The following is a 21,882-nucleotide window of genomic DNA, read 5'->3' on the forward strand; positions in this document are numbered from 1 at the left end:
TTCGTGGCTGTTAGCTAGTAGCTGCTGGCTGTTAGCTTCCGTTCTGTTTGACTGCTTTTTGCCCAATGTCAGCCGCCTAATTTGCCCTGTCGGAACGATGAAGTATTCCAACAGCGTAAATTAGGCGGATGCTTTTCGGTAGAACTTACTTAACAGCTGAGCCGAACGGAAGCTAATGGGCAACCGCTAACAGCCAAATATTTACTGCATGCCTCGATTTAGTGCGTTTTTGCTGGTAGTACTGAGCTTGTGGCTGGCTGGGCCGGCGCATGCCCAACGCAAAAAGGATAAGACGACGGCACCACAGGCCGATAAGCCGCGCAAGCTCAGCCGCAAGGAGCGCAAGGAGTTGGCCCGGCGGTCGGCGCTGGAGGCAGCCGGTAGTGCCCGTCCCGACCTCACGCCCAAGGAGCGCGAGCTAAGCGAGTCGTACTTTATTGATGGGGTGCGCTTTTTGCTGCTCGAAGACTACAACAAAGCACTGGAGCGGTTGCTGAAAGCCTACGCGCTCAACCCGACCAACGCGGCCGTCAACTACAAAATTGCCGAAACCAACCTGCTCAGCGGCAACATTCAGGATGCTACCAACTTCGGGCGGGCGGCCGTAAAGCTCGACGCCAAAAACCCGTATTACTACCTGCTGCTGGCCCAAATTTACTCTTCGCAGAAGCAATACCAAGAAGCGACTGAGGTGTATAACACCCTCATCAGCCAGGTACCCAACTCGAAATACTACCTCTTCAACCTGGCCGATCTGTATCTGGCCCAGGGCAAGTTCGACGAGGCGCTGGCCACCTTCGAGCAGGCCGAGCAGAAGTTTGGAACGCTGGACGAAATATCGTTTAAGAAGCAGCAGATTTACCTGCGCCAGAATAAGCTCGACAAGGCGTTGGAGGAGGGCGAAAGCCTCATCAAATCGAACCCCGACGAAGCCCGCTACGTGCTGGCCCAGGCCCAGCTCTACGCCACCAACCGCCGCTTCGACGATGCCATTCGGGTGGCCCAGCAGGCTTTGCGCCAGAACCCCGACAATGCCAGGGCCCGCATGATTCTGGCCGATGTGTACCGGCTGCAAAACAACCGGCCCGAATCGGAGCGGCAGATCAAGCAGGCCTTCGAAAGCCCCAGCCTGGATATCGACGATAAGGTGCGCATCCTGATTGACTACATCAAACAGCTGCCCAACCCGGCCCTCAACGAAACGGCCCGCGAGCTGGCCGCCATCACGACCCGGGTCCATCCGCGCGAGGCCAAGGCCTTCTCTATTGCCGGCGACATTGAAACCGTAACCGGCAACCGCCCCGCCGCCCGCACCAACTACCTCAAGGCCATCCGGCTCGACAATACCCGCTACCAGATCTGGCAGCAGGTGGTGCTGATTGACGCCGAGCTTACCCAGACCGATTCGCTGCTGACGCACACGGCGCAGGCGCTGGAGCTGTTTCCGAACCAAGCTCCGCTCTGGTTTTACAACGGCGTAGGCTACCAGCTACAGAAGCAGCCGGCCAAAGCAGCTAAGTCGCTTGAATACGGCCGCAAGCTGGCCACCGACAACCCCGAGTTGCTGGCTCAGTTCGATACCCAGCTCGGCGACGTGTACCACGAACTGAAGGAGTACCCGAAGTCGGATGCCGCCTACGATGCCGCCCTCACCTTCGACGCCAACAACGCGCAGGCCCTCAACAACTACAGCTACTTTTTGTCGCTGCGGGGCGAGAAGCTTGATAAGGCCAAGGAAATGGCGGGCAAGCTGGTGAAGGCCTACCCGGATAATTCGACTTACCTCGATACCTACGGCTGGGTGCTTTATCGGCTCAAGGACTACGCCGGGGCCCGCCAGGCGCTGGAATCGGCGCTGCGGCATACTTCCGACGCGACCGTAGTCGAGCATTATGGCGACATCCTGTTTCAGCTCGGCGAGAAGGATAAGGCCGTGGCCGAGTGGCAGCGAGCCAACAAAAAGGGAGGCGCTTCGCCGCTCATCAACCGCAAAATAAAAGACCAGAAACTGTATGAGTAACCGCCCCGCGCTGCTGCTGCTGAGTGCCCTGACCCTGTTGCTGGGCAGCTGCAACCGTAAGTTGCTAACGGCCCGTACCAAGCCTTCGACGACTAACCCCGTGCCCGAGGCCGTGCGGGCCGCTAACCTCGATTTCCGGTTTATGACGGCCAAAGGCAAGGCCCAGTTCGGCGACCAGAGCGGCAACATCAACCTGCGCATCCGCAAAGACAGCGTGATTTGGCTTTCGGCCTCACTCATTGGCATTGAAGGCGGGCGCGTGCTCATCACCCGCGACTCGGTGCAGGTGCTCGATAAGCTCCACCGCGAATATTACGCCGGCGATTATGCCTACCTGAGCAAGCGCCTGAACGTGCCGGTGAACTTCGACATGATTCAGGCCCTCTTGCTGGGCAACTACCTAGCTCCGATTGGCATCGAAACCCAGCCTAGCATTGGCACTGAGGGAACCGTGCAGCGCATCCGCTACGAGCAGGCCGGCCTGCTGATTATGCAGCTCATCGACCTGGCGCAAGGCCGCCCCCGCCAGCTGATGGTGAAGGATGCGGGCAACGAAAACCAGTTCACGGTGGACTATTCCGATTTCCGGGCCCTCGACCGGGCCACCCAGCCTTTCGCCTTCGAAACGCAGGTGCAGGTGCAGCAGGGCAAGGCAACACCTACCAACATCACGCTCACTTACCGCGACGTCGACGTGGACAAGGAGCAGCTCCAATTTCCGTTTTCGGTTCCGAAAGGCTATGTGCGTAAGAAGTAGTACGCCGGGCTGGCTGCGCCATTTATTGGTAATAATGCTGCTGGCGGGGGCCGTGAGCCCCGGCTTGGCGCAGCGCAAACGCTCGGCCCCAGCCAAAAGCAAAACCCAGCTGGAACGCGAGCGGCGGGCCACGCTCAAGCGCATCAAGGAAACGAGCCGCATTCTGGCCCAGACCCAGGAGAAAAAGCAGGCCTCGGTGGGTCAGCTCAACGCCATCCAGGAGAAGTTGGTGGTGCAGCAGGGTGTTATCAAGAACATCAGCTCGGAGCTGCGCTACATTGAAACCGACGTGCAGCAGACGGAGGGCCAGGTGCAGCAGACACGCCAGAGCCTGACCCGCCTCAAGGCCGAGTACGGCCGCCTGATTTACACGGCTTCCAAAACGGCCAACGGCTACAACCGGCTCATGTTCCTGTTTGCGGCCGAGTCGTTCAACCAGTTTCTGCTGCGCCTGCGCTATATCCGCCAATACACCGAGGTGCGCCAGGCCCAGGCCGCTCAGATTACGCGCACCGAGCAGCATCTGAACAACCAGCTGGCTGGCCTGCAGGAGAAGAAGCAGGAGAAAGGCTCGCTGCTCAACACCCAGCTCTCCGAGAAAAAGACCCTGACTACGCTTAAAGTGCAGCAGGACCAGGTGATTACCAAACTCACCCAGCAGGAAGAAAGCCTGCGTAAGGAGCTAGTGGCCCGTCAGCAGGCCATCAGCCGCCTCGATAACCTGATTGCGTTGCGAGTGCGCGAAGAAATTGCCCGGGCCGCTCGCGAAGCCGCCCGCCGGGCGGCCGCCGCCAAAGCCCGCACCGCCGCAACGGCCGCTGCCGCCGCTGGCCGCAGCCCCAGCACCACCTCGCGCACGCCCGCTTCCGAGGCCGCCGAAGATGCCGCCGCCGCCAAGGCCGAGCGCGTGGACCGCGTGACGCTGACGCCCGAATCGGCGAAGCTGGCGGCTTCTTTTAATGAGAACCGCGGTAGCCTGCCCTGGCCGGTAGGCAAGGGCTTCATCAGCCAACGCTTTGGCCGCCACAACCACCCGGTGCTCAAAAACGTGGTGGTTGAAAACCGGGGCGTTGATATCCAGACCAACTCCGGCGAGCCGGTGCGGGCCGTGTTCAGTGGCAAGGTGCTCACGGTGGCCAGCGTACCGGGAATGGGCACCATCATTATGGTGCAACACGGCGATTACTTCACGGTGTATGCCAAGCTGCGTAGCGCCAGCGTGGGCGAAGGTCAGACCGTATCGGCCAAGCAATCCATCGGCACCGTATCCACCAATTCTGAGGGCACGTCGGAGGTCCAGTTCCAGGTCTGGCACAACAGCGCCAACCTCAACCCCGAAAACTGGCTCGGACGGAAGTAGATGAGTGTTCAGTAGTCAGTGAGAGAACGTCATGCTTCGACTCCGGCTGCGCCTTCGCTCAGCATGACTTCTCTCACTGACTACTGAACACTCATTAACTCTCGGGCATAAAAAAACGTCGTACAGAATACGACGTCTTTCCGAGCTATGAAAACAAACTTAGCTACCAGAATTCCTCCCCTGCTGCTTCCGCTGGCTTAGGCCGGCAGTAATGGCAGGGTTCGTCCCCGATAACCAATTTAAAGATACGGTACCGCAGTAGCGAATCGGGTCAAATTCGCTGAACGGCGCTATTCGCTCGGTGAAGTTAGGAGGCCACCCGACGCGGTTCACTGCTGCGGGGTCAGATCAGGTTAGCCGGCTCAGAAGTCCCGCTTTAAACGAGTTGCCAATTGGCACGGGTAGCAGGCTGGAGGCCCCCTCCGCACTGCGGCCCGCCTCCACAATCACCGCGTCGCTTTCGATGGCGATTATGCGGTCGAGGCGCACGATATATTTGCGATGCACCCGGGCAAACTCGCAGGTGGGCAGCTTGGCCTCCAGCTCTTTCATGGTGCTGTACACCGTGTACCGCTCCCGGGCATAAATGTTGACGTAGTCGCCCAGGGCCTCCACGTAGCGAATATCAACTGTTTTGATGCGCAGCAGCTTATGATCCTGCTTGATGAAGATTTCGTTCTGGCCCTTGCTCAGGTACATGGTTTCAGCCGTGTTATTGGCTAGGCGCAGCAGCCCTTCCAGCTTCAGGCGTTCCTGCTCTAGCTCGCGGTGGGCGCGGCGCAGCTCCAGGTGGGCTACCACCTCGCGGGCCAGCACGGCCAAGGCATCTCGTTGGTTTTCAGTCAGGCAGCGCGGCACGGTGTCAATGGCGCAGAGCGTCCCCAGAGCATCACCTTGAGGGGTAAGCAAAGGGTAGCCAGCGTAGAAGCGGATGTTGGGGTCGCCGGTTACCAGCTCGTTGTGCTGGAACAGCGGGTGACATGTCGCATCCTCCACCTCAAAAAGCGTGTCGCCCTGAATGGCCTGCTGGCAAAAAGCCAGCTCGCGGCGGGTACTGGCGGGCCAGTTCTGATCGGTACGGGCTTTAAACCATTGCCGCTGGCCATCGAGCAGCGAAACCAACGACACAGGGGTCTCGCAGATAATAGATGCCAGGCGGGCCAAATCATCAAAAGCGGCTTCGGGCGGCGTATCCAGAATTTCGTAGGTATGCAGGGCCGATAACCGCCGGATTTCCTGTGCCCGCGAAAAACCGGGCCGGAGAGTCGAGGTGAGAGTAGATTGATTTGAAAGCATAGAAAGACAACGACCGGAGCAAAAGCCTGATCCGGGAAAGAGTGGCGTTATTCAAATTAGCCCAAAAAGGCTGGTAACGCCTTGGCTAAAACGTCGAATAGCCGGTTTTGCCAGCTAAATGAATTTCTTTTCCGGGTGGGCTTAGCGGCCTTCGATGAAGGCCCTATGAACTTCACCCAGCCCGGCCTATGTGGGGCAGGTAGGCCCGTTAAACATTGCTTCGGGCGGAACTGTTTTTCAAATTATGGGGTACCTTTACCAATCCCCCCACGTACATGGCTACGTATACTAAGCTTTGACCTTCAAACCTAGCCTTACGGCTTGCTCTCTATGAACTTTGCCACCCTCCTGCTCGGAATCGGTAACTTTGGTGGTACCGAATTCCTCCTTATTGGACTTGCCATTATTCTCTTCTTCGGCGCCAAGCGCATCCCGGAATTGTTCCGGGGTATGGGCCAGGGTATCCGCGAATTCAAGGACGCTTCCAAGGAAGAGCAGCCTGAATTCCGCGACCGTCCGGTGAATCCGACCGTCAATCCTAACGACCCGACTGCTCCTCGTCAGTAACCCCCTTTAACTATGCAAATGCCCGTTCTTCTCTTTTTAGGTGACCTCGGTGGTGGTGAGATAATGCTCATCATGGTGGTTATCCTAATTTTCTTCGGCGCCAACAAGATTCCTGAGTTAGCTCGGGGCCTGGGCAAAGGCATCCGCGAGTTCAAGGATGCTTCCCGCGAAATTCGCAGCGAGGTAGAAGGCTACGGCCAGCCGACCCAGCAGCCGTATCAGCAGCAGTTTCAGGCGCCTCAGCAGGAATATCAGCCTGCCCCGGCCGTAGCCTCCGAAACGCCCGCCCCAGTAGTCGTTGAAACACCGCTGGCTACAGTAGCCCCGCCCATGGATGGAGGCATCGCGCCTCCCGTGGAGCCGGTCAGCGAGCGGACCCGCCTCGACCAGTTGGGCTAATCTGCCCTCTCGTAACGCAGCAGCCAGTAGTCGAAAACTACTGGCTGCTTTCGTTTTTACCGGTGAGGTTGCTATTTTCGCGACTTCGCCTTGCATCTAGGCCTCGCTTCTAATCTTTTCGTCTTGAGACGTTTCAATTCCCTCACGGAAGTCCGCCAGGAGCTGGCCACCGGCGCCACCTCGTGCCGCCAGCTGGTGGCATATTACCTGGACAACATCAGCCATAAGGAGCACCTCAATGCTTTCCTCGAAGTGTGGCCCGACGAGGCGCTGGCCCAGGCCGAGGCCGTGGATGCCAAGCTGGCGGCAGGCACGGCGGGCAAGCTCGCGGGCATGGTTATCGGCCTGAAAGACGTGCTGGCCTACGAGGGCCATGCGTTGCAGAGCAGCAGCCACATTCTCGACGGCTTCAAGTCGCTGTTTACCGGTACGGCCGTGCAGCGCCTGCTCGATGAGGATGCCATTCTGATTGGCCGGCAGAACTGCGACGAGTTTGCGATGGGGGCCTCCAACGAAACCTCGTACTTCGGGCCGGTGCGCAACGAACTGGACACCGACCGGGTGCCGGGCGGCTCTTCGGGCGGCTCGGCCGTGGCCGTGCAGGCCGATATGTGCCTGGCGTCCATCGGCTCCGACACGGGTGGTTCGGTGCGGCAGCCGGCGGCATTCTGCGGCATCGTGGGGTTTAAGCCCACCTACTCGCGCATTTCCCGCTATGGCTTGGTGGCCTACGCTTCGTCGTTTGATCAGATTGGCACGCTCACCCGCTCGGTAGCCGATGCCGCGCTGCTGCTCGAAGTTATGGCCGGCCCCGACCAGTTCGACAGCACCGTGAGCCAGCGCGAAGTACCCGCTTACAGCCAGGAGCTAACGCCCGCGCCTCAGTACCGCATCGGTTACATCCAGGACTGCCTGGACCGGCCGGGCCTGAACTCCGAAATTAAGGCGGCCACCGAAAATGCGCTGGAGCAGCTGCGCGGCCAGGGCCACTTGGTAGAGAGCGTGGAGTTTCCGTACCTCGATTTTATTGTGCCGAGCTACTACATTCTGACCACCGCCGAAGCCAGCTCCAACCTGAGCCGCTACGACGGGGTGAAGTTCGGCTACCGCGCCCCCGACGTAACGGACCTGGAATCGCTCTACAAGAAAACCCGCTCCCAGGGCTTCGGCTCCGAAGTGCAGCGCCGGATTCTGCTCGGCACCTTCGTGCTGAGCGCCAGCTACTACGACGCTTACTATACCAAGGCCCAGCGGGTGCGCCGGCTCATCAAGGAGAAAACCGACGAACTGCTGCGCGACTACGATTTTCTGGTGTTGCCCACCACGCCCACCACGGCCTTCCGCATCGGCGACGTGAACAAGGATACGCTGGCCATGTACCTGGCCGACATTTTCACGGTGCAGGCCTCGCTGGCGGGCGTTCCGGCTATTTCGGTGCCCAACGGCCTCGACTCGCAGGGCCTCCCGATTGGCCTCCAGATTCTGAGCGGTGCCTTCCGCGAGCAGCACTTGCTGGCCTTCGCCGACTCCCTGACCCAGACCCTGGCCCCGGAAGTAGCCTAGGGCAGAGGCAGTAGCCTAACGGACCACAAAGGTTTTACCCCCGAGTATTTAAAGTACAGCTTTAACTTAAAAAGCTGGCTTTATTGATGTTCTGTGTTATTTTTGGCAAAACGCTGAGTTTCAACTCAGCGTTTTGCGTTCCGGCCCGGCCGGTTGTTGTCCTTTTCCCGAGTCCGAATGAAGAAGTTGCTGCGTGCTGCCGTCCCTATTTTGCTGGCTATTGTTCTGGCCCAGCCGGTTCAGGCACAGCGGCGGCCCCAGCCAGCTCCGGCGGCCCCGGCAGCCCAACCCGCCGACTCGATGCTGGTGAACCTGCTGCTACAACCCGATTCGCTGGTGGCCGCGCCCTTGGCACCCTTAGATTCGGCGCGGCTGGTGTGGCTGCGCACCCCTCCCGAGCTGCGCGACCTAGTCGGCGACCGGGTAGGCTGCCTTGATACCGATGCGCCCCACGTTTTTAACGGGCAGGTGATGTCGTTCGTGAAGCTGTTTACAGAGCGGCAACGGACGTACACCCAGCGAGTACTGGAGCGCGAGAACCTCTACTTCCCGCTCTTCGAGAAGTATCTGGCCAAGTATAACATGCCCCTCGACCTCAAGTACCTGGCCGTGGTAGAGTCGGCCCTGATTCCGACGGCCAAGTCGCGGGTGGGCGCTACCGGCCTCTGGCAGTTCATGGGCCCCACGGCCAACGACCTGCACCTGCGCCGCGACGATTGGGTGGATGAGCGAATGGACCCCGAGAAGGCCACCGAGGCCGCCTGCAAGCACCTGCGTTATTTGTACCGGGTGTTTGGCGACTGGGAGATGGTGCTGGCCGCCTATAACTGGGGTGCGGGCAACATGCAGCGCGTGATGAAGCGCACCGGCAAGAGCACCTACTGGGAAGTACACAGCAGCCTGCCGGCCGAAACACGCAACTACGTGCCCACCTTCACGGCCATCATGTATACCATGAAGTACGCTAAGGAGCACCAATTGCACGCGCCCACGCTCAACTACCAGTACGCCCAGGCCATGGACACGCTCCAGCTCGGCGGCCGGCCCTTCGACCTGGCCCGGCTGGCCCAGGCCATCGGCTACACCGATTCGCTGGCATTGCTGCGCCTGAATCCGGAGCTGCGCAAGCCTTATCTGCCGGCCGGCTACCGCAACTACACCCTACTATTGCCCGCCACTGCCCGCGCCACGCTGGTTGCCACGGCCAGCCGCGAGGCCCTGTTTGACTACTGCCGCCCACCGGCCGATTTGCCCCGCCCCCTAGCCCCGCGCTTAGTGGCCCTAAACGGCACGATGCCGCTGCCCGGCCGCCGCCTGGCAGCTTCTTCGACAACGACAACAACAACAGGTCCTGCCCCGGCCGCGCCGCGCTTCGAACGTTTCCGTCATACCGTGAAGCGGGGCGAAACGGTGAACTCGGTGGCGGCCCGCTACGATGTCAGCCCGGCGCAGGTACGCCGCTGGAACAAGCTGGGCACGAGTGCTTCGTTGGCCGGCCGGCAGCAGCTGGTGGTATTCCGGGCGCTGCCGACGGTAAGCGAGCCGGCTGCTAAGGCCCCGGCCACCGCTCTGGCTGCTGCCCAACCAGCCGCCGCGGTGCGCCGGACCGCAGCCGTAGTGGCCGCCGCCATTGCCGACGACGATTCGGTACCGGGCCGCTACGTGGTGAAGCCGGGGGATTTCCTAGAGAAGATTGCCACTGCCAACGACCTGACCGTAGCCCAACTCAAGGCCTGGAACCAGCTCAGCAGCTACGTGCTGCAGCCCGGCCAGCAACTAACGCTGAAGCCCAGCCCGGAGGCCGCTGCCGCCGACGCCGTGGCCCATTTAGTAGAAACCACCCGCGAAGTAGCCGCCGCGGTCCAGGCGCCAGCGCAACGCGTGGCCCGTCCGGCAGCAGCGCCGACCGCGCAGGCATTGCCCCCCGCTCCACACCTGCATCTGGTGCAGCCCGGCGACACGCTCTACAACATCTCGCGCCGCTACCAGGGCCTAACGGTGCAGCGCCTACGGGAACTTAACAACCTGAAATCGGATGCCGTACAGCCGGGGCAGAAGCTGGTCGTGGGTGGCTGAGTAGGTGTATCTAAGCACTAATTCAAAGCAAAAAAGCACCTACGGGTGCTTTTTTTGTGGTCACCTAATCGGACCGAAACACTTCTACCCCTATAATAGGAGCGTTTATAGTTGAATTGTAGATATAAAAACAGTTGAACGGGAACTTTTTTGGCTCTTTTTGGCACGGTTGTTACAAACCGCCTATTATCCTTTAATCTCAACTTTGCCGCTTATGTCACTCCGTGTCCTATTATTTGCCTCTATGCTCACGACTTCGCTGCTGGGCACTTCCTGCAGCAAAGATTGCGACCCTACTCCAGGTTCTGTTGCGGCGACGCCCATCCAGGCCGCCACCCTGAATGTGGGTTTTGAATACGCCGGCTCTGCCGATGGGCGCTCGGTAAGCTACCTGGCCGATAAGCCAACCGGACAACTGGCTTCCGACCGGCTTACCCTGACGCTCAACAATACATTTCCTGCTGTCGGGCCTTCCGATAAAGTGGTATTCGTGCTGGCTAAAAGCCAGCAAAAGCCCGGCCTGGTTGGCACTTATTCGTTGGCTTCCCAGCCCGATGCCAGCAAGGGCGACGTGCAGACCACCTTCTTTCGCTACAGTTCCATCAAGGAAAACACGGACAACTACGTAAGCAGCAACCAAAACCAGCTGAGCGGCTCCTTCGTCATCACGGCCTACGACGCTGCCCGGCAGCTTATCAGCGGCACTTACGAAATCAAGGCGGCCGGCATCCGCGACGTTTTCACGTTCCGGCCCAATTTCGACTCTAGCCCCGATTCCCGCCGCTTGGGCGACTTGCGGGTGCACGGCAGCTTCCAGGAAATCCCACTGCTCCCGTAGCTTCCGCTGCTCATGTTCCCCGGAACCGAAAAGCCCCAAACCCTACCCGGTTCGGGGTTTTTCGTGTTCGAATAGGGCTTGTACCTTTGAAGCTGGCTCATTTTGCCGCATCTTGCTTCCTTGTCCTTTCCCCGGAAACCAACCTACTGCCCTTTCTCATGCTGAAAATAAACAAGCAGGACGCCCTCGATTACCACTCCCGCACCCCGGCTGGCAAGATTGAAGTGGTGCCCACTAAACCCGTCAGTACCCAGCTCGACTTAGCGCTGGCCTACTCGCCGGGCGTGGCCGAGCCCTGCAAGGAAATTGCTGCCGATAAGGATGCCGTGTATAAATATACAGCCAAGGGCAACCTGGTGGGCGTTATCAGCAACGGCACGGCGGTGCTGGGTCTGGGCAACATCGGCCCCGACGCCTCGAAGCCCGTGATGGAAGGCAAGGGCGTACTGTTCAAGAAATTCGCGGGCATCGACTGCTTCGATATTGAAATCGACGCCACCGACCCCGACGAGTTTATCCGCATTGTGAAGTCGCTGGAGCCCACGTTCGGCGGCATCAACCTCGAAGATATCAAGGCGCCCGAGTGCTTTCGGATTGAGACGGCCTTGCGCGAGCAGATGAACATCCCGCTCATGCACGACGACCAGCACGGCACGGCCATCATCTCGTCGGCGGCCCTGCTGAACGCGCTGGAAGTAGTGGGTAAGGAGATTGAGGAGATTCAGTTGGTAGTGAGCGGCGCGGGGGCGGCGGCCATATCCTGCCTGCGCCTGTACTTGGCCCTGGGGTTGAAGCGCGAGAACGTGGTGGTGTTCGATAAGGACGGCCTCATCACGCCCCAGCGCACCGACCTGGCCGATATGCAAATGTTCTTCGCCACCGAGCGTCCCATCAGCACCATGGCCGAAGCGCTGGAGGGGGCCGACATGTTCCTGGGCCTCTCGGCGGGCAACGTGCTGGCCCCCGAGCTGCTGCTGAAGATGGCCGCCGACCCCATCGTGTTCGCCCTGGCCAACCCCGACCCGGAAATTCCCTACGAGCTGGCCATGGCCACCCGGCCCGATATCATTATGGCCACCGGCCGCACCGACCACCCCAACCAGGTGAACAACGTGCTGGGCTTCCCCTACATCTTCCGGGGTGCGCTGGACGTGCGGGCCACTGAAATCAATGAGGCCATGAAGCTAGCTGCCGTGAAGGCCCTTTCGGACCTAGCTAAGGAGGCCGTGCCCGAGATGGTGAACCGCGCCTACGGCGACAACACGCTGTCGTTTGGCCGTACCTACCTCATTCCCAAACCCCTCGACCCGCGCCTGATTACCACCGTGAGCCCGGCCGTGGCGAAAGCGGCCATGGAAAGCGGCGTGGCCCGGGTGCACATCACCGACTGGCTGGCCTACGAGGACGATATCCGGGCGCGGCTGGGTGTGAACCAGAAGCTGATGAACCGCATTACGTCGGCGGCCCGCAGCAACCCTAAGCGGGTGGTATTTGCCGAGGGCGACAACTATAAAACCCTTAAAGCGGCCCAGATTCTGCGCGAAGAGGGCATTGCTTTCCCCATTCTGCTGGGCAACCGCAACAAGATTGAGCGCATCGCGGCCGAAACCTCTCTCGACCTGGAGGGCTGCGAAATCATCGACATCATCCGCGAAGAAGAGCGCCGCGAGCGGTACGCCGAGTTGTTCTACCAGAAGCGGCAGCGCCGGGGCATCACGCTCTACGAGGGCCGCCGACTGCTGCGCGAGCGGAACTACTTCGGCTCGATGATGCTCGAAACCGGCGAGGCCGACGCCTTTATTACCGGTCTGAGTAAGGACTACGGCAAGTCCATCATTCCGTCGCTCCAGGTGATTGGGGTGGCCGAGGGGGCTAAGCGGGTGGCCTCCATGTACATCATTCAGCACCGCAAGGGCCCGTTCTTCTTCGCCGATACCACCGTGAATATCGACCCCACGGCCGAGGAAATGGTCGATATCATTGGCCTGACGGCCCGGGCCGTGAAGTTCTTCGATACCGAGCCCCGGGTAGCCGTCATCAGCTACTCCAACTTCGGCTCGAACCCCGGCGAACTGCCCGACAAGGCCCGCCGCGCAACCGACCAAGCCAAAGCCCGCTACCCCGACCTGCTGCTCGACGGTGAGATGCAGGCCAACACGGCCCTCAACCCCGAACTGCTGCAGGAGCAGTACCCGTTTTCGCCCCTGGCGGCCAAGGGCGGAGCCAACACGCTCATTTTCCCCAACGTTATCAGCGGCAACATTGCCTACAAAGTGCTCCAGGAGATTGGGGGTGCTGAGGCCATCGGGCCGGTGCTGATGGGCATGCGCAAGCCGGTGCATATCCTGCAGCTCGGCGCCTCGGTGCGCGAAATCGTGAACATGGCCGCCATTGCCGTGGTCGATGCCCAGCAGCCCGGCGGTAAAGGACTGTAGGCAGGGATTAGGGATTAGGGATTAGGGATTAGAAGAGAACGTCATTCTTCGCTTCGCTCGGAATGACGTTCTCTTCTAATCCCTAATATGGTCCTTTGCAACACCTCTTACTTCTCCCTTCCCCACTTGCTTCACCCTCACTTCACGCGGGTCGAAAAGGAGTGTGTAACTTGGCACCAAACCGGCTACGGCCGCGTTGCGCCGATTCCACCCCTACTCTACTCTCTGCTCGCATGATTGCTTACGTTGACGGTAAACTCGCTTATAAAGATCCGGCTCAGGCTATTCTGGATGTAAACGGCATCGGCTACGAAATTCGGATTTCGCTGGCTACCTACGCCAAGCTGCCAGCCGAGGAAGAAAAAATCAAGCTCTACACCTACCAGCACATCAAGGAAGACGGGCAGACGCTCTACGGGTTTCTTGACCCCAACGAGAAGGCGCTGTTTATGCAGCTAATTTCGGTGTCGGGCATCGGGCCGGGCACGGGCATCGTGATGGTGTCGTCGATGTCGGTGGGGGAAATCCGGCTGGCCATCGTCAACGAAGATGTGCGGGCTATCCAGAGCATCAAGGGCGTGGGGCCCAAAACGGCCCAGCGCGTGATTCTGGAGCTCAAAGACAAGCTGCGCAAGGACGAGTTGCTGGCCAAAGCCGGCATTGATACTGTGCCCCTGGCCAAAGCGCACAATACGAGCCGGGCCGAGGCGTTAGCCGCTTTAGTGATGTTGGGCTTCGCCCGGGCGGCGGCCGAAAAGTCGCTCGACCAAATCCAGCGCAAGCACGGCAACGACCTGACGGTAGAGGAATTGATTAAATTCGCTCTTAAGTCTAATTAGGCCTTTCTGGCTTCTGGTTGTCAGTGTTTGGGCAAGTTCCCAATAACGAGCAACTGACAACCACTCCCCTCCTCCTCTCGACCGATATTGACGTTTGACTACCGGTAAGAAGTTCTCTGCTACCTCCCTTGTAGCCCTGGCATCGTTGGTAGCCTGGTGGGCCCAGGCCATGCCGCTGGCCGGCGGGGCCGCGCCCTTTGCCATGCGCCAGCTCTGGACCGGCTGGTTGTCGGCTGGTTCACGGCCGGCCCGCGGGATTGATTTCGCGTTGGCGGCCGATACGCCCCGCACCGATACCACCCGTTACCAGCCCGGCACCCGCCCCCGGGTAGCGCCCAACGACCGGCGCGGCTCCCGTTTCTCGACCCAGCGCCGCTCCTCTCCCCTGGTGCTGCCCCTGCCCGACAACGTGAAGCTCGATGTGCAGGCCGACGACAGCCTGAAGAACTTCGATATCCGCGAGGGCATTGGGTCCGACTTCGATTACCGCGACCCGAGCCGCATGACGTTCGAGGAGTACTCGCGCTGGCAGCAGCGCAAGGCCGTGCGCGACTATTTCCGGGAGCGGGCCGGCGGCGGCGGCGTGGCCGGCGACCCTAACCAGCCCGACAACCGGCGCCTGATTCCGAAGATTTACCTAGGCCCGATGGCCGACCGCATTTTTGGGGGCAGCTACGTCGATATCCGGCCCCAGGGGGCCGTCACGATTCGGATGGGCTACCGGGGCAACCGTAACCGCAACCCCACCCTCACGCTGCGCCAGCAGAAAGTGGGCGACTTCCAGTTCGACCAGAACATGAACCTCAACCTGAGTGGTCAGATTGGGGAAAAGCTGCGCCTAACGTTCAACTACGACACCCGCGCCGCCTTCGACTTCGAGAACAACATGAAGCTCGATTACACGGGCTTCGATACCGATATTATCCGCAAAGTGGAGCTGGGCAACGTGAGCCTGCCGCTCAACAACTCGCTCATCACTGGCGGCCAGAACCTGTTCGGCGTGAAAGCCCAACTCCAGTTTGGGCGCCTGGGCGTTACGGCCTTGGCCAGCACCCTGCGCGGCCAGGCCGACGAGGTACGCATCCAGAACGGAGGCCAGAGCCGGCCCTTCGAAATCAAAGCCAGCCAGTACGAGAAAGACCGCCACTTTTTCCTCAACCAAACCTTCCGCGAGCGGTACAACGCCTCGCTGCGCAACCTGCCCACCATCCAGAGCGGCGTGAACATCACCTACCTCGAAGTGTGGGTGACCAACGACAACCGCCAGAGCGACAACCTGCGCAACGTCATCACGCTCATGGACGTGGCCGAGCCCCGGCGCGTGTACCGGCAGAAATTCCTGCAACCCACCCCACCCCTGCTGGCCGACAACCCCGCCAACACGGAGCTGGCCACCATCCAGGGCCTGCCGGGGTTCCGCGACGAAATCGCCATCGATAACCTGCTGCGCGACAACCTGCAGCTGGTGAAAAACGTGGACTTTGAGCACGTGCGGGCCCGTAAGCTCGACCCGCGCGAATACACCTACAACGCTCAGTTGGGCTACCTCTCGCTCAACACGCAACTGCTGCCCGAGCAGGTGCTGGGCGTGTCGTACCAGTACATCTACAACGGTAAGACCTATACGGTCGGCGAAATCCAGAACGACTACTCGCAGGTGGGCAACAACCAGGTGGTCTTCCTCAAGATGCTCAAGGCCACCAACCCGGCCGTGGGCCTGGTCGACTTCAACGACCCGAGCGTCAACCTGCCCCGGTTCAACCCCAACCCCGCTACCAACAACCCTAACCTGCGCACCGGCAACCTGCCGACCTGGGATTTGATGATGAAAAACATCTATCCTTTGAATGCCAGCCAGCTCAACCGCGACAACTTCCTGCTCCAGATCGTTTACAAGGATGATGTAACGGGCGTTGACTTAATCTCGCTCAAGGAAGGCCTGAACATCAAGAACAAGCCGCTGATTGAGGTTTTCAACCTCGACAACGTGAACCCCAACAACGACCGGAACCCCGACGGCAACTTCGACTTCTTCCCCGGCATCACGATTGATACGGAGCTGGGCAAGATTATTTTCCCGGAAGTGGAGCCTTTCGGCCAGTACCTGGCCGCCAAGTTCGACAGCACGGCCGAGCCGGAACTGATTGACAAGTACGTGTACCGCGAGCTGTACAACCAAGTGCAGAGCGACGCCCAGCAGCGCCAGGAAAAGGACAAGTTCTACCTGAAAGGCCGCTTCCAGGCCGTATCGACCGATGAGATTAACCTGCCCGGCATCGGCATTGCCGAGGGTTCGGTGCGGGTGCGGGCCGGCAGTACGCTGCTCCAGGAGGGCGTCGATTACCAGGTGTTTTACGACCAGGCCAAGGTGAAAATCCTGAACCCGGCCTACCTAAATTCGGCCAACGAGCTGCGGATAGAGTTCGAGAAAAACGCGCTGGTGCAGGTGCAGCCCCGCAAGCTGCTCGGAGCCCGCTTCGACTACCGGGTGTCGTCGGATATGAACTTTGGGGCCACAGTGCTGCACCTGCGCGAAAACCAGGCTCCCGGCATCAACCGCGTGAACATCGGCGATGAGCCAGGCAACAACACCATCTACGGCTTCGACGTGAACATGCGCCGCGAGTCGCGGGCCATTACCAAGTACCTCAACGCCCTGCCCTTCATCACGACCAAGGAGATTTCGACCGTGTCGTTCAGCGGCGAGTTCGCGCAACTGCTGCCCAGCCAGAGCAAGCTAGGCTCGGGCGACGCTGGGGGCGAAAACGGCGTGTCGTACCTCGACGACTTCGAAAACGCCCGCACCCCCTACACGCTGGGCGGCCTGAATGCCTCGGTGACCTGGCGGCTGGGCTCGACCCCGCTGCCGCTGCGCGGGAACAACACGGGCTTGGCTACCGCCTACAACCGGGCCAAGCTGGCTTGGTACACCGTCGACCAGACCTACTACACCAACGGCCAGAGCAAGCCCAACAACATTGGGGTGGCCGACCTGAAGAACCACTACGTGCGCGGCATCAAGCGCACGGAGGTGTTCCCGAACCGCGACGTGGGCGCAATTGGCAACTCGTTCGAGACGACCTTCGACTTGGCCTACTACCCCGACCAGCGTGGCCAGTACAACTACACCCCGGACTTCGACCGGGGCCGGCCCACGTTTTTCGCCGACCCCTCGGCGGTGGCCAACCAGACCCGGCAGGCGGCCATCTCCCGCGAAATCACCTTCGATACCGACTTCGACAACTCCAACGTGGAGTACCTCGAATTCTGGCTCATGGACCCCTTCCTGCCCGGCGACAACGGCAAGATTACCGACAACGACGGCCACAACCTGAACAACGACACCGGCGGCGACCTATATGTGAACCTGGGCGCGGTGTCGGAAGATGTGCTGGAAGACAACAGCCGCTACGAGTTCGAGAACGGTATTCCGGCCGATGCGAATGACCTGGAACAAGACACGGCGCCCACCGTGTGGGGCCGGGTATCGAAGCTGCCCTTCCTGACCGACGCCTTCAGTGCCACACCTGGCGCCCGGGCCCGCCAAGACGTGGGCCTCGATGGCGTGGACGACACAGGCGAGCAAGGCATCGAACCCCGCTACACGGGCGTAGCCGACCCGGCCGCCGACAACTTCCGCCACCACCTCGACCCAAGCTACGACCAGGCTGGAGCCAAGGTACTGGCCCGCTACAAGGACTACAACGGCACGCAGGGCAACTCGCCCGAGGGCAGCCAGCTCAGCTCGACGGCCTACCCCGACAAGGAGGACTTGAACCGCGACAACGTGCTGTCGGAAACCGAGCGCTACTACGAGTACCGGATGCGCCTGCGCCCCGGCTCGCTGGAAATCGGCCAGAACTACATCGTTGATAAAGTAACCAACACCAACGACGACACCAACAAGGAGCCCGTGAGCTGGTACCAGTTCCGGATTCCGATTCGCCAGTACGACAAGGCCGTGGGCACGCCCGGGGGCCAGGAGTTTGGCTTTAAATCCATCCGCTTTCTGCGCATGTACCTCACGGGCTGGCAGCAGCCGGTGGTGCTGCGCATGGTGCAGCCCCAGTTCGTGGCCAACCAGTGGCGGCGCTACCTCACCAAGCTGGCCGAGCCCGGTGGTATCCTCAACCCCGACACCGACGCCGACGAGTTCAGCATTTCGACGGTGAGCATTGAGGAGAATGGCCGCACCGCAACAGTTGGCAACCCCGCCATTCCGTACCTGCTGCCGCCCAACATCCGGCGCGACAAGGAGTACGGCTCCAGCACCACCAACCGCCAGCAGAACGAGCAGAGCCTGCGCCTAGTGGTGGGTAACCTGCGCGACGGTTTCGCCAAGGCCGCCTACAAGAACCTGACGCTGAATATGCTGCGCTACAAGCGCCTTAAGCTGTACCTGCACGCCGAAAGCCTCGACCGCAACTTAGAGGACGGGGACGTGCGCGGCTTCGTGCGCCTGGGCACCGACTACACCCAGAACTACTACGAGTATTCGCTGCCGCTGCAGGTAACGCGCCAGCCCACTGCCGCCAACCAGAACTATACCGTAGATGAAGTGTGGCCGGTGGCCAACCGGGTAGACCTGGAGTTCCAGAAGTTCATTGATGCCAAGGCCGCCCGCAATGCCCAGGCTACGTCGGGCATCGATTACAACACGCCGTTCGTGGTGAATTTCGCCGACGGCTCCCGGATTACGGTGGTTGGCAACCCCGATCTGTCGTCGGTGCAGGGTGCCATGATTGGTATCCTGAACCCGCGCAACGACGGGGCCAGCAAGTCGCTTACGCTGTGGGCCGATGAGCTGCGGGTGGCGGAGTTCGAGAACGAGAGCGGCTGGGCCGCTACCGCCCGCTTCAACGCTAAGCTGGCCGACGTGGCCAATATCACGGCCACGGGCAGCTACATTACAACTGGCTTCGGCGGGCTGCAGGACCGGCCTCAGCAGCGCTCCATCGACAACATCAGTCGCGGCGACGTGAATGCTACGGTGGCGGCGGGCAAGTTCTTCCCCGAAGCGGCTGGCATCCGGTTGCCGGTGCTGTTACAGGCCGGTATCGAAACCCGGGCGCCCAAGTACGACCCGCTCGACCCCGACACCCGCCTCGAACAGAGCCTGGACAAGTTCGACAACGCCGACGAGCGGGCTGATTACCGCAAGGAGGTTATCGACCAGACCAGCCAGCGCAGCCTTTCGGTGCTTAATGCCCGCAAGGAGCGCACCAACATCGAGAAAAAAGTACGCCCCTGGGACATAGAAAACGTGGCCCTGAGCTACTCCATCACCGAGCGCAACCACACCGACATCCGCACCGACCGCGACTACACCCGTACCTATACCGGGGCGCTGGCCTACGTATACCAGGCTACGCCCCGCAACTACACGCCGCTGGCCAAAATAAAGGCCTTCGACTCGCCTTACCTGGCTATTTTCAAGGAAGTCAACTTCACGCCATTGCCCTCGCGCTTCTCGTTCCGGGCCGATCTGGACCGGCGCTACAACGAGCGGTTTTTGCAGCGGACGCTGGAGCCCGGCCAGGTACCCGTGCGGGGCGACATTCCGGGCGTGTTCCAGAAGTCGTTTTTCCTGAGCCGCATCTACGATTTGCGCTGGGACCTGACCAAGGCCCTGGCACTCGACTACACGGCCACCAACCGCTCGTCGGTAGATGAAGGCCGGGGCCGGACCATCGGCGACTCGCCGGAGGCCCAGCGCAACCGCCAGCAGTTGCGCGACAACCTACTCCAGGGCGGCCGGACCATCAACTTCAACCAGACCGTAGCCGCCACCTACCGCCTGCCCCTCGACAAGTTCCCGCTCACCGACTGGCTTTCGGCCGATGCCCGCTACGCGGCCACGTATAGCTGGCTGGCCGCCTCCACGGCCCTGCGCAAGCCTGCTAACCCCGGCATGCCAACCGATACGGCCACCATTCCGCTGAACCTGGGCAACACCATTGAGAACAACCGGGAGGTGAGTACCAACGGCAAGATTGACTTGGTGAAGCTCTACAACAAAGTGCGCTTCCTCAACATCATCAACAACGCGCCGCCGCCCCAGCCCAAAGCGCAGGTCGACCCGAATGCGCCCCAACCCGCGCCCGGCGAAGTAGCCGCCGCCGACTCGGCCAAGGGCCCCGAGTTGCGGGTGCTCAAGGCGGTGCTTCGCTCCCTGATGACGGCCCGCTCGCTCAACTTCACCTACACCCGCTCCAACGGCACGCTACTGCCCGGCTACCTGCCCGGCACCCGCTTCCTGGGCTTCGACAACGGCTTCAACGCCCCCGGCGTGGGCTTCATCCTGGGCCAGCAGTACCGCGATTATGGCGAGCTGGACAATCTGTTTCAGAAGGCCTACAACAACAATTGGTACACCAACGACAGCGAGTACCTGAATACGGCCCTGAGCTCCCTGCTCACCGAAGCCCTGACGCTACGCACTACCTTGGAGCCCATCCGCGACTTCAACATCCAGCTCGATGCCCGCAAAAACTCGGTCAGCAGCCGGCAGGTATTCTACCGCACGTTGGTCAATGACAACTTCGAGCCTATCTCAGATCGACCAACAGCCAGCAGCCAGTTGGGCTCGGGCACGTTCAGCATCTCGTTCATTTCCATCCAGACGCTGTTCGGCGATTTGAGCGACAATGGCGAAACGTCGAAGTCCTTCAACCGCTTCCTCGACAACCGGGAGGCAGTGCAGGGTAAGCTGCAGGCGGCCACGGCCGGCAATAACCCCGCTGGCAACTTCGGCTACAACTCGCAGGACGTGCTGCTGCCCGCTTTCCTTGATGCCTACCGGGGCAAGTCGTCGGCCGGCTACTCGGCCAAGACGTTCGAGCCGACCATCAAGATCCCGATTCCGAACTGGAACATCACTTACAACGGCCTCTCGGAGCTGCCCTTCGTGCAGCGCTACTTCAGTTCGTTCCGGCTCAACCATGTGTATAGCTCGGTGTACACCATCGCGGGCTACAACACGTCGGCTACCTATAGCCAGCGACCCAGCCTGAACACCCTGCAAGTCAATACGGCCACCGCCAGCACGCCAGGCGGGCCGGCTATTTCCTACTTCCTGCCCTACTACATCGTGGGCCAGACTTCGATTGCCGAGCGGCTGGCCCCGCTGATTGGGGTTGACTTCCAGACCACCGGCCGCCTCACGGGCCGCCTGGAGTACCGCATCGACCGCACCATCGGCCTCAACCCGGTGGTGGCCCAGGTAACCGAGCTGCGCCGCAACGATATGGTTATCGGGGTGGGTTTTGCCACTAACAAGTTCAAGCTGCCCTTCCGCATCGGGGGCGAGCAGCGGGTGCTGCGCAACGAGCTCAACGCCCGCCTCGACCTAAGCATCAGCGACAACTACGCCGTGCAGCGGGCTATTGTAGACGTGGTGAACCCAGCCGAAGAAACCACGGCTATTCCGCGCAGTCTGGGCCGGGCGTCGAGCCGGGTTGTGAGCGGCACCCGCCAGATGCAGCTGCGCCCCACCGTCGATTACGTGCTCAACCAGCGCCTGAATCTGCAGTTCTTCTTCACCCAGAACATCACCACTCCCCGGGTCCAGAACGCCTTCAAGAACACGTCCACCGAAGCCGGCATTCAGCTCCGCTACAGCCTGTCGCAATAAGGCCTGAAGCAGGGAGAAGCAGTGGCCTCAAAACCCATTTCCCCATCTCGCCTTTAACCTGTACTTTTGGCGTGGTGCGCGCGGCGTACCGCTCCTTTA

General features: G+C 60.7%; 12 protein-coding genes. 11 read left to right on the forward strand and 1 reads right to left on the reverse strand.

The genetic code is table 11. From position 1 onward, the window contains the following. Positions 1-208: 208 nt before the first annotated feature. Genes CDA63_RS01045 through CDA63_RS01055 form a run of 3 tightly spaced genes read left to right on the forward strand, consistent with a single transcriptional unit; the run spans position 209 to position 4,137 of the window. Complete coding sequence (locus CDA63_RS01045) at positions 209-2,020, forward strand: tetratricopeptide repeat protein (RefSeq protein ID WP_088462586.1); 1,812 nt, start codon at positions 209-211, stop codon at positions 2,018-2,020. Further along, positions 2,013-2,777, forward strand: a complete 765-nt coding sequence (locus tag CDA63_RS01050) for a DUF4292 domain-containing protein (RefSeq protein WP_088462587.1) — start codon at positions 2,013-2,015, stop codon at positions 2,775-2,777. The genes CDA63_RS01045 and CDA63_RS01050 overlap by 8 nt, the downstream gene beginning before the upstream one ends. Then, positions 2,761-4,137: a murein hydrolase activator EnvC family protein gene (locus tag CDA63_RS01055; protein ID WP_242434507.1), complete on the forward strand. Its 1,377-nt coding sequence runs from the start codon at positions 2,761-2,763 to the stop codon at positions 4,135-4,137. The genes CDA63_RS01050 and CDA63_RS01055 overlap by 17 nt, the downstream gene beginning before the upstream one ends. A 348-nt stretch (positions 4,138-4,485) precedes the next feature. Here CDA63_RS01055 and CDA63_RS01060 read toward each other — a convergent pair whose 3' ends face one another. After that, entirely contained in the window at positions 4,486-5,433 is a 948-nt protein-coding gene (locus CDA63_RS01060; protein WP_088462589.1) for a GAF domain-containing DNA-binding protein, read from the reverse strand. A 330-nt stretch (positions 5,434-5,763) separates the two neighbouring features. Here CDA63_RS01060 and CDA63_RS01065 point away from each other — a divergent pair, with 330 nt between their 5' ends. The 8 genes from CDA63_RS01065 (at position 5,764) to sov (ending at position 21,783) form a co-directional block, all read left to right on the forward strand. Continuing rightward, positions 5,764-6,000 carry a Sec-independent protein translocase subunit TatA/TatB gene (locus CDA63_RS01065; RefSeq protein WP_088462590.1) on the forward strand — a complete coding sequence of 79 codons (237 nt, stop codon included), beginning with the start codon at positions 5,764-5,766 and terminating at the stop codon, positions 5,998-6,000. 18 nt (positions 6,001-6,018) lie between these two features. Beyond that, the gene (gene tatA / locus CDA63_RS21695) at positions 6,019-6,399 is read left to right on the forward strand and encodes a twin-arginine translocase TatA/TatE family subunit (protein WP_317044023.1); all 381 of its coding nucleotides are present in this window, start codon (positions 6,019-6,021) and stop codon (positions 6,397-6,399) included. Between the two features lie 123 nt (positions 6,400-6,522). After that, positions 6,523-7,962 carry an Asp-tRNA(Asn)/Glu-tRNA(Gln) amidotransferase subunit GatA gene (gene gatA / locus CDA63_RS01075; RefSeq protein WP_088462592.1) on the forward strand — a complete coding sequence of 480 codons (1,440 nt, stop codon included), beginning with the start codon at positions 6,523-6,525 and terminating at the stop codon, positions 7,960-7,962. A gap of 177 nt (positions 7,963-8,139) precedes the next feature. Then, the gene (locus CDA63_RS01080; RefSeq protein ID WP_088462593.1) at positions 8,140-10,038 is read left to right on the forward strand and encodes a LysM peptidoglycan-binding domain-containing protein; all 1,899 of its coding nucleotides are present in this window, start codon (positions 8,140-8,142) and stop codon (positions 10,036-10,038) included. A gap of 244 nt (positions 10,039-10,282) precedes the next feature. After that, positions 10,283-10,876 carry a hypothetical protein gene (locus CDA63_RS01085; RefSeq protein WP_088462594.1) on the forward strand — a complete coding sequence of 198 codons (594 nt, stop codon included), beginning with the start codon at positions 10,283-10,285 and terminating at the stop codon, positions 10,874-10,876. A gap of 158 nt (positions 10,877-11,034) precedes the next feature. Beyond that, positions 11,035-13,311: an NADP-dependent malic enzyme gene (locus CDA63_RS01090; protein ID WP_199797475.1), complete on the forward strand. Its 2,277-nt coding sequence runs from the start codon at positions 11,035-11,037 to the stop codon at positions 13,309-13,311. Positions 13,312-13,544: 233 nt separating this feature from the next. Further along, positions 13,545-14,150 carry a Holliday junction branch migration protein RuvA gene (gene ruvA, locus CDA63_RS01095; RefSeq protein ID WP_088462595.1) on the forward strand — a complete coding sequence of 202 codons (606 nt, stop codon included), beginning with the start codon at positions 13,545-13,547 and terminating at the stop codon, positions 14,148-14,150. A 94-nt stretch (positions 14,151-14,244) separates the two neighbouring features. Further along, positions 14,245-21,783, forward strand: a complete 7,539-nt coding sequence (gene sov, locus CDA63_RS01100) for a T9SS outer membrane translocon Sov/SprA (RefSeq protein WP_242434508.1) — start codon at positions 14,245-14,247, stop codon at positions 21,781-21,783. Positions 21,784-21,882: the final 99 nt, after the last annotated feature.

The sequence above is a fragment of the Hymenobacter amundsenii genome (genome assembly GCF_002204745.1).
Lineage (GTDB): Bacteria > Bacteroidota > Bacteroidia > Cytophagales > Hymenobacteraceae > Hymenobacter > Hymenobacter amundsenii.